Annotated in this window: 16 protein-coding genes; 3 read left to right on the forward strand and 13 right to left on the reverse strand. The window is 44.6% G+C overall.

The window, feature by feature from the left end:
• Positions 1-90: 90 nt before the first annotated feature.
• Together I0P70_RS16940 and I0P70_RS16945 are read right to left on the reverse strand one after the other, a co-directional pair.
• The gene (locus I0P70_RS16940) at positions 91-732 is read right to left on the reverse strand and encodes an intradiol ring-cleavage dioxygenase (RefSeq protein ID WP_196120281.1); all 642 of its coding nucleotides are present in this window, start codon (positions 730-732) and stop codon (positions 91-93) included.
• Between the two features lie 5 nt (positions 733-737).
• On the reverse strand, positions 738-1,187 hold the full coding sequence (locus I0P70_RS16945; protein ID WP_196120283.1) for a GNAT family N-acetyltransferase: 450 nt from the start codon (positions 1,185-1,187) through the stop codon (positions 738-740).
• Positions 1,188-1,341: 154 nt separating this feature from the next.
• Between I0P70_RS16945 and I0P70_RS16950 the strand changes: the two genes are divergently transcribed.
• Positions 1,342-2,226, forward strand: a complete 885-nt coding sequence (locus I0P70_RS16950) for a hypothetical protein (protein WP_196120285.1) — start codon at positions 1,342-1,344, stop codon at positions 2,224-2,226.
• A 159-nt stretch (positions 2,227-2,385) separates the two neighbouring features.
• A complete protein-coding gene (locus I0P70_RS16955; protein WP_196120287.1) occupies positions 2,386-2,847 on the forward strand; it encodes a DUF4268 domain-containing protein in 462 nt (153 codons plus the stop codon).
• Between the two features lie 7 nt (positions 2,848-2,854).
• Here the strand turns inward: I0P70_RS16955 and I0P70_RS16960 are convergent, their stop codons facing one another.
• From I0P70_RS16960 to I0P70_RS17010, 11 genes are all read right to left on the reverse strand, one after another.
• Positions 2,855-3,094, reverse strand: a complete 240-nt coding sequence (locus tag I0P70_RS16960) for a DUF3820 family protein (protein WP_196120289.1) — start codon at positions 3,092-3,094, stop codon at positions 2,855-2,857.
• Complete coding sequence (locus I0P70_RS16965) at positions 3,085-4,545, reverse strand: carboxypeptidase-like regulatory domain-containing protein (RefSeq protein ID WP_196120291.1); 1,461 nt, start codon at positions 4,543-4,545, stop codon at positions 3,085-3,087. The genes I0P70_RS16960 and I0P70_RS16965 overlap by 10 nt, the downstream gene beginning before the upstream one ends.
• Positions 4,546-4,779: 234 nt before the next feature.
• The gene (gene csgH / locus I0P70_RS16970) at positions 4,780-5,160 is read right to left on the reverse strand and encodes a curli-like amyloid fiber formation chaperone CsgH (protein WP_196120293.1); all 381 of its coding nucleotides are present in this window, start codon (positions 5,158-5,160) and stop codon (positions 4,780-4,782) included.
• A 15-nt stretch (positions 5,161-5,175) separates the two neighbouring features.
• On the reverse strand, positions 5,176-5,703 hold the full coding sequence (locus I0P70_RS16975; RefSeq protein WP_196120295.1) for a hypothetical protein: 528 nt from the start codon (positions 5,701-5,703) through the stop codon (positions 5,176-5,178).
• Positions 5,704-5,778: 75 nt separating this feature from the next.
• On the reverse strand, positions 5,779-7,050 hold the full coding sequence (locus I0P70_RS16980) for a hypothetical protein (protein ID WP_196120297.1): 1,272 nt from the start codon (positions 7,048-7,050) through the stop codon (positions 5,779-5,781).
• A 125-nt stretch (positions 7,051-7,175) separates the two neighbouring features.
• The gene (locus tag I0P70_RS16985; protein ID WP_196120299.1) at positions 7,176-8,525 is read right to left on the reverse strand and encodes a hypothetical protein; all 1,350 of its coding nucleotides are present in this window, start codon (positions 8,523-8,525) and stop codon (positions 7,176-7,178) included.
• A 127-nt stretch (positions 8,526-8,652) separates the two neighbouring features.
• Positions 8,653-9,501, reverse strand: a complete 849-nt coding sequence (locus I0P70_RS16990; RefSeq protein ID WP_196120301.1) for a hypothetical protein — start codon at positions 9,499-9,501, stop codon at positions 8,653-8,655.
• A gap of 372 nt (positions 9,502-9,873) precedes the next feature.
• A complete protein-coding gene (locus I0P70_RS16995) occupies positions 9,874-11,175 on the reverse strand; it encodes a CsgG/HfaB family protein (protein WP_230392265.1) in 1,302 nt (433 codons plus the stop codon).
• Between the two features lie 177 nt (positions 11,176-11,352).
• Positions 11,353-11,784, reverse strand: a complete 432-nt coding sequence (locus tag I0P70_RS17000; protein WP_196120305.1) for a curli production assembly/transport component CsgF — start codon at positions 11,782-11,784, stop codon at positions 11,353-11,355.
• Between the two features lie 34 nt (positions 11,785-11,818).
• Positions 11,819-12,361, reverse strand: a complete 543-nt coding sequence (locus I0P70_RS21620) for a CsgE family curli-type amyloid fiber assembly protein (protein WP_196120307.1) — start codon at positions 12,359-12,361, stop codon at positions 11,819-11,821.
• Between the two features lie 286 nt (positions 12,362-12,647).
• Positions 12,648-12,995 (reverse strand): bestrophin family ion channel, encoded by a 348-nt coding sequence (locus I0P70_RS17010; protein ID WP_230392266.1) that lies wholly within the window; start codon positions 12,993-12,995, stop codon positions 12,648-12,650.
• Positions 12,996-13,248: 253 nt separating this feature from the next.
• On the opposite strand from I0P70_RS17010, the gene I0P70_RS17015 reads away from it, so the two are divergent.
• Positions 13,249-14,013 carry an oxygenase MpaB family protein gene (locus I0P70_RS17015; RefSeq protein ID WP_196120309.1) on the forward strand — a complete coding sequence of 255 codons (765 nt, stop codon included), beginning with the start codon at positions 13,249-13,251 and terminating at the stop codon, positions 14,011-14,013.
• Positions 14,014-14,019 lie beyond the last annotated feature (6 nt).

Here is a 14,019-nt window from a genome sequence, read left to right on the forward strand (position 1 = left end):
ATATCGCAGAGACTGAATATGTAACAAGCAACGATAATACAATTTTTAAGTTGCAGCACGGGCCTGTTACGCATTTTTAGGGGTTATTTGTTAGGGTGTATAGTCCGGTATGTTTTGGCCCAAAATGATATCTCTTTCAGCTACCAGCAGTTCACCTTCCCGACCAAGGGTTATGATGCCGTTTCCGCCCCGGTCTTTGCGTGATGCCCGAACTTGCTGTGTGAGCAAAGAGTCGTCTTCAAACAGAAAATCATCCAGGTAGTATTCGTTTTTGTCTGGTTCTTTTACAGTAATGTGTATATGGGCCGGCTCTGAACGGGAAGGGTAGGTACCGGGTTTGATCGTATAAAACGTATACCTGCCATCAGTCCCGGTCTGGATCCAGCCGCGCAGGTAGCCGTGTCGCCTGGCCCAGCCTTTCTCGTCGCCTTTGGTTGGGTATATCCCCGTTTCATCAGTATGGTAAATGTACAGGATGACATCCTGCGCCGGTGTTTTGCCATCGGGCAGGTAGACGGTACCGGTTACTTTGAGCTTGTCTTGTGCCTGAGGATGAAAGCCCGGGAGTGTATCAGTTGGAGAAAGCTGCTTGTCACCATACTCGTGTAGTGCCTCACAGCCTTCGCAAGGGCCTCCTACCTGGCGAGCAGGCTGTTGTCGGCCACGGTCGTCTTGTGCCTGGCAGCTGGTGCTCAGTACAAGTGTTAGCAATATTAGAATCAGCTTTCCCATAGCATCTATACCTTGTTACGCTCCATGTGTAAGATTGGATAAGGTTTACCCATACTATCCTGCTCTGTGCGACCAATGATATGAAAACCCATGTGCTGGTAAAATGTGATGGCCTGTATATTCTGTTCATTTACATCTACCTGCTTTGCATTGCACTCTTCCACAGCATACTGCACCAGCATTTTACCAATGCCTTTGCCTCTATAATCCGGATGGAGAAACAGCATCTCGATTTTACCAGCTGCTATACCTATAAACCCGGTGATGCGGTTTTGAACGTCGCGCGTACAGGCTAGATCTACCGCTTGCAGATACTGGTTCAAGATCAGGGGCCTAAAATATCTAATATCCTCTTCCTGAAGAAAATGATGCGTCGCCCGCACGGAAGCCTCCCACAGATCAGTTAGCTCCAGATAATCCGATTGGGTAACAGCAGTGTCAATCTGAGAACGCATACAGCTTAAAGTTCATGTTTTGATGGATGGGCATTATAAGTTATTTAAAATAAATTATTTATGTTAATCTAATATATAATGTAAATTTTACGTTTAAGTTATGTGATCTGTAAATTTATATAGGAATCTATACTGCATCTTTAACCTTCTGACTATGAGATTAAACTTGTACATTCTGCTGCTATTTTGCCTTTTGTTAAGTGCATGCGATAAAGATCCAATTGTTGAAGAAGAACCGTTAGCCACCGATTGTTTGGTACAGCAGGTGATTAGCTATTATACTTCAAGACCAAACATCCAGCCACAAAGTCGGATGAAGCATGTCTTTTCTTATGATAACCAAAACAGGATTACGCAGGTAGTACGTACCAGTCTGGAGAGCAGCACAGCAGATTATGAGGGTATTACGACTTACCATTATAATGACGAAGGAAGAATTGCTGAGGTAAGACTAACCAGTACCTATTCTCCTGGCCATGAATCGATCTATACTTATGAGTATAATGAACGGGGTCAATTACTTGTGAGGAGACATTTCGATGCGATCGTGAATTGCCCTACCGTTGAACTTGCGAAAGTAGAATATACCTATGGGGCCGCTAATGAGCCAGACTCATCAGCATTTCACTCGATGAGACCTTGGCAAGGCTCTGACTTATTCCATAATTTATCTTACAAATCTACGTATGTCAATGGTTTGATGTCACGTGTAAAGACGTATCCTATTGATCCTGAATTCCAATTTCGGCCTTATGAAGATGATATCAGGTATGATACAAGGAAGGCGCCTTTCTCAGCATCTCCGGTGCAACTTGCCCTTATGCTGGATTATGCCACTGATGGTTTCGTGTTGAATTTGCCTCAGCTTCATAATGTGACGAGCGTAACCAGGTGGAGTGAAAATGGCCAGATAGCTTTTGCATACGATATACAGTACACCTATTCTGACACAGGGTATCCTCTTACAGCACGGCAGAAGTATTCACAAGGAGACTATGTAGAGTATAACTTTGAATACAGCTATACCTGCTCAAATTAAGTTTATGGTTGGTAAGGCAGGTATCTGAAGCCGTACTGTAACTTTCTCCGGCTGTTCGGCTCATCTTTTCGGGGCTATACCTGGCAGGCACTGAGTGTCTGTACTACTGCTCATCGGTACACCTTGCTAATCAGCCGGGCAATCGCCAATTTTGTGTTTATGTACACACGCGAACAAGCTTCAAAACTTAGACAGGCATTCTGGACGGCTTTCGGGCAGTATATGGCGCCAGTGCTTTCGGCAGAGGGCATGCCGACTAACTGGATCAACTATAAGACGGGCTTGAAGAATGTATACTTCCGGATGCAGGCCGACAAAAAGCAAGCCTCTATTTCTATTGAGATGACGCAGCCAGATCCTGAAATTCAGCAAATGTTCTTTGAGCAGTTTGAGGCCCTGAAAGAATTGCTGCACAGTACGGTAGAAGAGGAGTGGACATGGGACCTGCACACCGCTGACGAATACGGAAAGGTTGTAAGTCGCATCTACACTGAGTTGAAAGGGGTGAGCGTCTTTAACCAGGATGACTGGCCGGCGCTAATCTCTTTTTTCAAGCCGCGCATCATGGCGCTAGATGCATTCTGGAGCGACGCCAAATACAGCTTCGACGAGCTGCGGTAGGTATAGCCTATCGCATGCGGGCCTGCCGTTTCAGGGGCTCGAGTAAGTACTCCAGCCCATTGAGTCTTATTTCGTAGAGGGTGGCCAGCAGCATGCCTAACTTGCCGGGCGGAAAGCCTTCACGGGCAAACCACTCCAGGTAGGAGACAGGCAAGTAGCATAGCACCGTGTCCTTGTACTTACCGAAAGGCATTTTCATACGGACCAATTCCGTGAGCATGGAGGAGTCAGGCTGGTTTACTTCCATTCCGGCATGGTGGCGTTGTCAAACAACTTCGTTCTGTTTCTGTCTCTTACATCAGTAGTAGGTTCAAGTTCTACTGTGTATACATCCTGTCTGCTTAACCCGTCGTTATTTGTGTTTACAAAGATCACTCTGGCCCCATCTGGTGAGAAGCGAGGGTATAGGTCATTTGTGCCAGCAGGCTTGTGTGCGGATACATCGAGCACAGTACCTGTACCGTCTATGTTCCGGATATAGATGCGGGAGTCTAATTGGCGACCATCTGCCGACTCAAAGCCCGAGGCGTCTACCGTATACATGATTCGGGTACCATCAATAGAGAAGGATGGACTTTCAACACGGCCTGGCAAATTTCCTACTATCTGCTGCATACCTGAGCCATTTGCATTCATGATGTAAAGCTCCGAATCGTTGATGTTAGAGCCAATGGTCTGCACCAAAATTCTGTTCCCCTGTGCGGTCCAGTCCACCATACGGAAATGGCGGTTGGCAGGGGCTGTGGCAATCAGGGTAAGACCTGAGCCGTCTCTGTTTATGGTATAGAGTTTATCGTAATTGGCGTACAGCAATTTGCCGCCGTCAGGAGACCAGGTGAAGCCAATGCCCTGGTTGTGGTATCCTACTACCGGCAAGGTGGTTACTTGTCTCTTGGAATTACCTTCCAGAGTCATTACAAAAATGTGAGGATCGGTGCCTACGTTAGAGGAGTAAGCAATAAGGTCACGTTGTGGGTTCAGCCGAGGCCACCATTCACGTGCAAAACTGGTTGTCAGACGGAAGGTGTTATCAGTAGTGCCATCAGATGCATATACATCGTAATTGTTATCGATAACACGCGTAAAGAAGTGACGCATGGTTGGTAGCGACGCAGTGGTAAAGCTCCAAACATCACTGTTGCTGATGTTACCTTTAGAATCTTTGGAAACAACTTGCCAAAAGTATGTTGTGTTATACTTCAGCTCCGTTACTTGTACGCTGGTATCCTGAATGGCTTCAGCTACCTTTTTTTTTTGACCGCTCAAAGACTCAAACAGGTATACATCGTAGCTCAGGGTATCATTTCGGTCAAGGTCTCTGCCTTGCCATCTTAGCGTAAGGGCATTTGGTACATTGGTCGCTTCAGTTGCCGGATCGGGATTTGAGGCAGGGTCTGGGATTGCATTTCCTTCTTTCGTGCTTTCGAGGATAATGGTAACGCTTGTCTGCTTATCGTGGCGTACAGCTACATTAACAGCCTCTGATTTATAACCCGATTTTTTAGCGGTGATGCTATAGTCGCCGCTACCAATTCCTTCAATCAAAAATCTGCCCTCTGCATCTGTCACGATGGCCGATGTAGCTGGATTAGTAGAGATGCTGACAGCAACCAGAGAGGTAGATGTGGTTGCATCTAAAACAACGCCTGCAATAGAGCCTTCACCTTCGGGCTCTACGGTGTCTTCATTACAAGACATGAAGCTAATAAACACTAAGAATAGACAAACAAGCCGAAGGGTAGTAGCTGTTTTAAACATGAGCTAGCAAAGATAAATGGATAAAAAGCAACAGAATTCGAAGAGAGTAGATAATAAGAAACATATCACTCAATTCGTGACACAATATAGTATCTCTTGAGCTAAATGTAGGAATAAATTATACTAAATGCTGCTTTTTTTACTTTATTTTTTGATGAGGAAGGAGGGACAGGCTTAGTTACCCTGATACACGATCATATCTTGCGCAACAACTTTGTCTTGGTCGAGTATTTCAAGCACGATGGTATAGGTGTCTTGGGGTGTTACCGAAAAAGAAGATTTGGAGAGGATAATGGTTTGTCCAGCGGCTGCCTGTACCATACCTGACTGGCTATTCACAGATTTGCCAGCTGTGCCAGCACGTTCGCTTTTCATGCGGTAGCTAAAGCTTACATCTGTGTTAGAGTTGTTTGTGAACTGTGAGTTAATAGAAAGCATGTTGCCCTGCTCTTCTGTGACGAGCTGAGCTTTGTATGGTTGCGAAGCAGGCATAGGGTTTTGAGTCGACTGACCAAAAGAAAGTAAGGCAAATAAAGGGAAGAAGAAAATGGCCATAGTCTACATGTTTAATCAGTTTACACGTCCATTTGTAATGGTTACCTGCATACCTTGACCTTGCTGGGTAACTTCAACGGGCACGGCTGGAGTTATGCCAATCTCATTTTTTCTGAGAACGTGCCCATTACCTATCTGGCTGATATTAAATTCCTTGTTATCGGCTCTAACTTGATGCTCAACTAGGTTGTTATCACCTATTTGATTCACCAGGAAAAGGTTATTGTTACCTTCCACTAAGCTTTCATACGTGTTATTAACGCCAGTTTGGTTCAGATTAGTCACGTTGCCAGTGCCGACCTGCTGAATAATGGCAAGGTTGGCATCGCCATTTTGTATGACTACAGCTGCGTTGCCAGCAGTTTGCTGGCTCATTAGCAAAGAGCGCTCTTGGTCCGTTAATCTATTATTTTGCAGTAGATAGTCACGAACTTCACCACCAATTTTACCACCGATTACTCTTTCCTCTACTTCTCCAACCTGAGCGAAGGCAGAAAGACTGGCAAATAATGCCATTGCGAAAGTTACAAATGCGTGTTTCATAGTCGGTTCCTTTAAGATAGCCTAATGTACTAACGATATATGTTAATTCAAAGTTTAGACTGTGTAAAATTTATATTAGTTGCTTTGTATGACGGTTGCTTTGTTATAGTTGCCTGTTTGCGTTACCGTACTGATATGGCCAATGCCAGTCTGATATTGAATAGCTTCGTTGCCTGTGCCGCGCTGCGTTAGTTTGGCAGTAAGATCGGAGCCGCTCAACTGCGACTGTATACCTTCGTTGCCAATGCCATATTGCGTAATACTTGCCAGGCTGTTGCCCGCTATACCTTGTTGTGTTTGGATGGCGCTATTCCGTAGCCCTTCCTGATAAATAAGCGCCTGGTTAGGGCCCGTTATTTCTTTTTGATTTTGACTGGCGATGTTGCCTACTCCTTTTTGCTCAATGGCTGCCGAGTTGGTTGCCGAAATAAATTCCTGCAACTGCACGGCATCGTTGTAAGCGCCAGCCTGTTGTATGGTTGCTATGTTGTTGCCTGTTATCATGGCTTGTCTCTGGCTTGCTGTGTTAACGCCAACGCCAAAAAGAATACTACTTTGCTGCGTAATGCTTGCTTCGTTTTGTGCGTATATACCTGATTGTGTTTGTGATGCCACGTTCAGTGTACCATTCTGTGCAATATATCCTTTGTTACTGCCAGTTACTTGTATCTGAGTTTGTTCTGCTTTGTTCAGGTACCCCTCTTGCAGGATACTGGCTTCGTTTGTCGTATAAATATTTTCTTGTAGCTGTGCCGCCTTGTTTGCCGTACCTGTCTGGCTAATGTAGGCTGTGCTGTGTTTGCTTTCGTATTGTTGGGTTTGTGTTGCCGTGTTCAAATAGCCATCCTGATCTATCTTAGTTTGGTTATGGGCTGCTATACCTGTGCGTCCTTGCTGGGTTTGCGAAGCTGTGTTTAAATTTCCTTTCTGGTTTAACTCAGCTGTGTTGTTTTCAGCGCCTTCGTTTTGTTTTATGTTGGCAATGTTCGACCATCCCTGCTGCGTGGCTTCCGCAGTATTGCTTTTGCCTACCTGATTTATGTTTGCCACATTAAGCCCACCACCTTGTGTAACAGCTGCGCTATTGCTAGTACCATTTTGGTTTACGGTGGCACGATGGCCTACACCCTCCTGTTGTACAGTGCTTGTATTCCCGCCAAGGGTCGCAATAACATCAGGTGTTTTAGGGTCTTTTTCTGCTGGTTTTCCTTTGCCAGGTGTTTCCACTGGCTTTTTTCCATTGTTGCCATAGCTGTGCTCAGGCCGCTTTTCTGGGCTCTTGCCTTGACCAAATGACATACCAGCAACAAGCATAAATAGTGAAGCAGTAAACGTAAACTTTTTCATGATAGGGTGTAATCAGGGTGTGGAAAGAAGGCGCGTTGTGTAAGGAGGTAATTAAAAAAGAGGTTTCTGCAACGGTAAAACCGCCGCAGAAACCTCTAAAAGTTACTTTGTGAACTCAAGCATAATTAGTTGCTCTGTGTTACAGTAGCTATGTTAGAGTTACCGTTTTGCATAACAGTAGCTGTGCTATATCCGCCAGATTGAGTAGTAGTTGACGTGTTAGAATTTCCAAGCTGCGTTACAGAGCTAGAGTGACCGATGCCAGTCTGCTTTTGAGTTGAGGTGTTTCGGTTACCATCTTGCAACAAAGAAGCTTCCATATCTGCGCCAAAGCTCTGTGTTTGGATACCTTCGTTGCGGTTGCCTTCTTGGCGGATACTGGCAGTATTTAAACCACTCAATTCAGTCTGCGTTTGTGTAGCTGAGTTTCTGTCGCCTCTCTGATAGATAGAAGCTTGATTAAAGCCACTTAGACCAGCTTGAAGTTGTGTAGCTTCATTACCATCTCCACGCTGCTCTATTTCAGCTGAGTTGTCAGCAGAAACCAACGACTGCACTTGGGTTGCTAAGTTAGCAGCACCTCTTTGATAAATGTCAGCAGAGTTAGCGCCTGAAATTAAAGACTGTGTTTGAGTAGCTACGTTAGCACCTATCCCTAAAAACCCTGTTCCTTCTTGATCAATTGAAGCAGAGTTGCCAACACTTACACCAGCTTGTGTTTGGAGTGCAATGTTACCGCTACCTGATTGCTCGATATAAGCTGCGTTAAAGCCACTTACGTTTGTTTGTATCTGAGTTGCAGAGTTTAAGCGGCCGTCTTGGTATATCTCGGCTTCATTAAAGCCTGAACCAACATCTTGGGTTTGGCTTGCAACGTTGCCTATCAGGCCAGAAGATTGCTCAATGTAAGCTGTGTTAAAACCGCTCGCATTGCTTTGGCTTTGTGTGGCAACGTTTGAATTACCCTTCTGCTTAACTTCAGCTTCGTTGCTTACAGAAGGACCCATAGAGCCGCCTTGCTGTGTTTGGGCAGCTTCGTTGTAGTTACCTTTTTGTGTTGCTTTAGCGAAGTTGTTGTAAGAACCGTTTGTCTGGGTAATAACAGACTCGTTTTCTCTGCCGTCCTGATCAACAACAGCGTCATTCCATGCATTTGCCTGTGTAACGGTAGATTCGTTTTCTCTACCTGTTTGCTTTACATCTGCATCGTTGCTAAGGCCAGTCTGAACAACAGACGATTCATTTTCTCTGCCATCTTGATTTACAACAGCGCCATGACTTGTACCAGTTTGCGTAACAACAGAAACGTTATCTCTATTAGATTGCGTTACTTCAGCTTCGTTAGAAGTACCTGTTTGTGTTACAGTAGCTTTTTGTCTGAGGTCATTCTGTGTTACTTTAGCATTATTACCCTGTGCAAATGAAGCACCAGCGATTAGCATAAATGCAGAAGCTAAAAAAGTAAATTTTTTCATGATATAAGGGTTTAGGGTGAAGGTGCTTAATCAAGTATGAAACTCAAAAGAATTTACAGTTCATAAAATGAAGCCTCCATAGTAAAATTTCTTTCACTATGGAGGCTTTCAAGTGTTTTAACTAAGGCTATTTGTTGTTTTGGTTTACGGTTGCTTGGTTAAATGCTCCCATTTGAGTAACATTTGCTCCGTTACCAACACCATTCTGCTTCATGTAAGCTTCATTTGAGTTACCTACAGACTGGCTTATTGAACCTACGTTAGAGTTTCCATCTTGCCAGATAAGTGCAGCGTTATCGCTTGATAACTGAGAAACTGTAGCCGCGTTATCATTACCAATCTGTCTAACACCTAAATCAGCAGCAGCCCACTTACCGTTACCAACGTTGTTTCTATCACCTTCCTGCGTAACAGTAGCGTTATTACGCATACCATCCTGCTTCACATAAGCTTCATTAAGATCCCCTACTTGAGAAATCGTAGCAGTGTTTGAACCCATTCTTTGCTCTATAAACGCAGTATTCTGATTCCCGTCTTGAGTAGTTGTAGCAGAATGATTGCCATATCCAGACTGAATAAGTTTGGAATCGTTTTTATCGCCTAATTGAGTTTGAACACCTGTGTTACCACTGTTATAAACAGAAGCTTCGGCTTTATTATCATCCCCATTTTGAGTTTGTGTATGATTATTAAAGTTTGACGGTGCCCCATTCTTTGAATTTTGAGGATTGATACTGGCTCTGTTTCTGTCTCCAGTTTGAGTTTGAGCTGCTAGGTTACCATTGCCTACCTGAATTGTTGTGGCGGCATTTGAGTTACCTACTTGATCAATAGCAGCCGCATTCTTGTGTGTTTCTGTTCCACCAGTTTGAGTAACTAATGCTGAGTTTCCTGTACCTGTGCTACCTGTAGTTTGTGCCATTGCACCGCCAGCGATTAACATGAAGGCTGCTGCGAAAAATACATTCTTTTTCATTTTGTTTGGGTTTTGGGTTTTAGATTATTAATTATTTGGGTTTATTTTTTTGTTTATATTTTATGTTAGCAAAGTTATTGATAAGTTTTTAAAAACAAAATCAAACTTATTTTTTTTTTAAATATTTTGATTTTTGAAATGATAAAGTACTGTTTCAATATTTAGATATCATTTGTTGATTAAATTCATATTAGTCTTTTACCAATAATTATTACAAAAGTTACATTAAAAATTAAAAATAAAAATATTATTTTAAATAATATGCTTTTAACAATTTGATAATATTGGTAAGTGTATAATTTTAGTACAAAATAAAAGGGCTCCTTCACCTAGAAGGAGCCCTTTTATGGCATTTTCACTATGTTTCGGATCCTATTTTTTGTACAAATTAAAATACCAATTAACACCTAGCTTAGCTGTCCAGAAATAATCGTTGAAACGACCTTGCTGCACACCATCAAAGTTATCGCTTAAGAAATAGGAGCTGGAAGCATTTACGTCTATACCTAACCGAGGAGTAGCCAGGTATTCCAAGCCAACACTACCTTTTAAATAAGGAAAGAGATTGTCGGAGTTAAGGTCCGTTCCGAAATCGCCGATGCGGTTATTTGCCTGGGCCACACCGCCACCTACCTGTACATAGGGTGTGTATTGCAGCTTTGGGAAAAAGAAGTAGTTGGCGTTTACTTCAGCATAGTTTATACCTGTGCTAAAGTTGCGGGCAGTAGCCAGCGAACCTCTTCCCAGCTTCAGGTCAAAAGCCAAGCTATTACGGGTGCTATACCTGATGCCTACATCTGCCATCCCTCTGATGGCTGGATTGGAATAGTCGCCATTGTAGCGCATAGCACCAGCTGCTGCGCTTATACCTATGCGACCACGCCTGTCAGTCATCAGCTGGCCGTGAATGTCATTGTTCGGTAGGTCTTCTTTCTCTTTAAAGTAGCTCTGTATAACTGGCGATTCCAAATCCTTCTGATCTTTCAGACTCCATAGGCCCGCTGTTATACCTTCAATGATCATGCTCTGCACTGCCTTGTCTATAGCTTCTTTCACAGCAATTTCTGAAGGCTCATTGTATGTAAAGCCTGTCTCGGCTTCGAGTAATCGCTTAAACTTCACATAGCGGAACATGCCAAAGTCTATGGATTGGGAAAGAATAGTCTTGGAGGTATAAACTGTTTTCAGGATCTCACCCGTACTTGTAGAGATCGCTCGGAGGTATACCGTTACCTTGTCTTCGCGGTATTGGCTGGAGCCCCCAGCTGCAAAGTAGCGCAAACCTGCACCACCTGTTATAACATTGGCGTCATAGGAGATAATACCACCTTCCAATATTATACCTGCAAATAGCAAGCCCGGTAGTATAGGTTCTGGTCTGCCGGTTATGGCTTCAGCCTCGGCTCGGGTGGAACGCACGATCTTTCGCTCGTTCAGGAGGTTGCCTAAGTTCTCACGCTCAATAGGGGTAAACCAGCCTGATTCTTCTAATGACTTGAGCAGGATAGTGGTTGTTCCCTGTGTTACGGCTGTAGACCAGTTGGCGCCATTCACCGAAGGTTTGTACTGTCCTGTCTGGTCTCTGAATTTGTAGACTGCAGCTACTACCTTTTGCTGAGGAGCGGGTAGGTTTACCAACAGATCCTGGTTGCCCGGAGCAGAAACCCCTAGCATGGCTCTGGATGTACCGGTAGGTTGATTGAAATAAGGTGAGCAGGAATTTAGCGCGATGGCTAAGACAAAGCAAAGCGCGTAACAAATCTGCTGAAAGCTAATTTTAAGCATACAAAGGGTATTATGCGTGAAGATGTAATATTGAGCGTGGGTGAAGAATAAATGTTAAGCCCTTTATTAATAATAAGGTACCGTCACAGTTGTCTGGTTGCCATTCGAAATATCCGTAATCACGATGTTGATACCGCTTCTTCCCTCTGTCACTTCAATCTGATAGTTGCCTACCGTATACTCGCCCGGAGCTAAAGTGCCTTCGCCAAACTGCGATACCACCAACTGTCTGGAAAGCTGGCTAAGAATCTGGCGATTCAGGCTCTCCTGGAAATCCTGGAGCGGGTCGCGGTTGAGCATGCTGGATGACGAGGTAGCAGAAGGGTCCTTGAGCTTATCCTGTGCCTGCGCTGAGGACTGTAACCATTGGTAGTTAAAGGTGTCGCCACCAAAAGCAGGGTTCTTAGGTTGGTATACCATATCCTGTGCCTGCGAGTCGAGGGTGCCAGCCACGAATAGGGCTGACGTGAAGCATACTAGTAGAAGTAACTTGCGCATAATAAGTAGGGTTAAAATGGCTATTTAGGGTGTTTTAGAATTTTTCTATTGCTCGTTTTCCGTCTGCATCCAACTGCTGCCGGAGCCGGTCGTTTTCCAGGTACTCAATAGCGACTGCTACGCCATAGCCTGCCAACTCTTCTATAACATCGTAACGCGGCTGTAACTGCTGTTCAAAAATCAATTCCTCGTTCACCTGAATCTGCACCAAAGCTCCATTGCCTCTGGTGGGGAATTCCTTTATCAGGATCGTGAAGTTCTTGGCAAACAGAGGGGGCTCCCACTTGTTATGAAATATTTCGTAAAAGTCGCGTCCCACTTTGGTTATTGTTTCGTCTACGATCAGGCCATCTACTTCCAATTGAGAGGAATGCCGGATGATCTGCTCAATGGGTTTTTTCTCTTCTATACGCTCGCCTTTATTTTCAATACCACCGCTACGGAGTGTGTCTTGCGCGGCAGATTTGGGAGCTGTAGATGTTTTGGGAGGTATCTTACCTTTTTGAGCACAAACATTCACAAAGGGAATGCATATGAACAACACGCAGCATATAAAGAAAAGGTAAGCTGGCTTCACATCTATTTGTATTAAGTAATCAAAACTTAGGATCCCTTAAGTCAAATATAGAAAATATACTTCATAAAAATAATTAAGTTTATAAATAATAGCAGAAGATTATAACAGGAACAGGTAAACAATTTTATTGAATAGGACAGATGGAGGTTCAAGTGGGTATATAGTAGCGAAGGGGTAGAAAAAATTGCATAAAAAAGTCTTCGAAACGGAAGGCTTTTTTATGCAATTATGGCAGGGTGATATTACATTTTGCTGTATTCATAAGTCTCTACTGCTCTGCTGGATGTTACATCATTGCTTTATCAGTGGTGATGGCCTTTAACTTAATGGCCAGGTTACGGGAACTGTTGGTGATACCGCCCCATATCTTGCGGCCTTCCCACCAGCGGTCGTAGGCGGTGTTGGTGCGGAACACCAGCAAAAGCGAGATCACAAAACCCAGCACGCTATGCATCATGCCTACGTTCCGGAGGTACTGCGTCTCAGAAAGGTTAAGGAAGTTCAACTCCAGGTAGGCAACCAGACCGGCATAGACGCCCACACCCAGCATAAGTGGCAGGAGTTTCCTGAAGGTGTCGGCCTTCGAGAAACGGAATATGAAAACGAACCAGTCTTTGGGGTTGTAGTTGATCATAAAAAAAGAATCCGCTTAGCCCGTCCCTAAGTGAGCGGGCAGGCTAAGCGGGGTTCAGCTCGGCTAAAAGTTGAGCCTAAAGATAAGTACATTTTTTTTTAATGCGCAAGCGTCTGCTCCAAAAATAAATATGGGACTTTATTTATGTGTTTGATTATCAGTTGTATATACTAATGTTGGGCTCTCCAAACTGCAGGGGACTAAAAATGAGCCTCTTTCAGCACATTTTAGCCTATACCTTTGTTCTAACTATATGGAATACTTTGTAAAGCAGGGCAGTGTGGTGCGTGAGATCTGGGGAAAGGGCGATACCATCCTCTTCATTTTCGCGGGCGCCTCAGCCGAATTTGCACTCAACAAAGCGGTGGACTGGCTCTACTTCACCGGCCGGCTTCCCGCTGACCCGCTGGGACGCTTGTTCTCAACGGTAGGCTATGCCCGCCAGATCGTGTTCTCCAGTCTTGATGGGGCCCACAAAGCGATCGATACGATGGCGAAGATACATGCCGGAGTAGAGTCAAAACGCGGGATGTCTATACCTGACTGGGCGTATCGGGATGTGCTGTTTATGCTGATCGACTATTCCATCCGCTCTTTTGAGTTACTGGAGCGGAAGCTTTCTGATGCCGAGAAAGAAAGTGTGTTTGAAGTGTTCTGGCGGGTAGGTACACGCATGGGGCTTCAAGGGCTGCCGGAGACGTACCAGGACTGGCTCCACATGCGGCAGCGCCACTTAGAGGAAAATCTGGCAGCAAGCCACTTTACCACCGATCTGTACAAACAGTACCGCAAGCACCTGGGGCCTATCCGGTATAAGCTGTTGCTGGAGGGGCAGAAACTGATCGTGCCGACGATAGTGCGCAAGCAGCTTGCATTGGGTAAGTGGTCCGTTCTGAAACCAGTGCTTTCTGTCTACAAACTCAGCCGCCGGTTGCGTGCCGACTGGTTGATCAAGTCCCTGATCCTGCCCCCGGCCTATAAGAGCGAAATAAAGGAACTCGATGTGCACCCAGCCTAAAGGTTT

Source organism: Pontibacter sp. FD36 (assembly GCF_015686655.1).
Classification (GTDB): domain Bacteria; phylum Bacteroidota; class Bacteroidia; order Cytophagales; family Hymenobacteraceae; genus Pontibacter.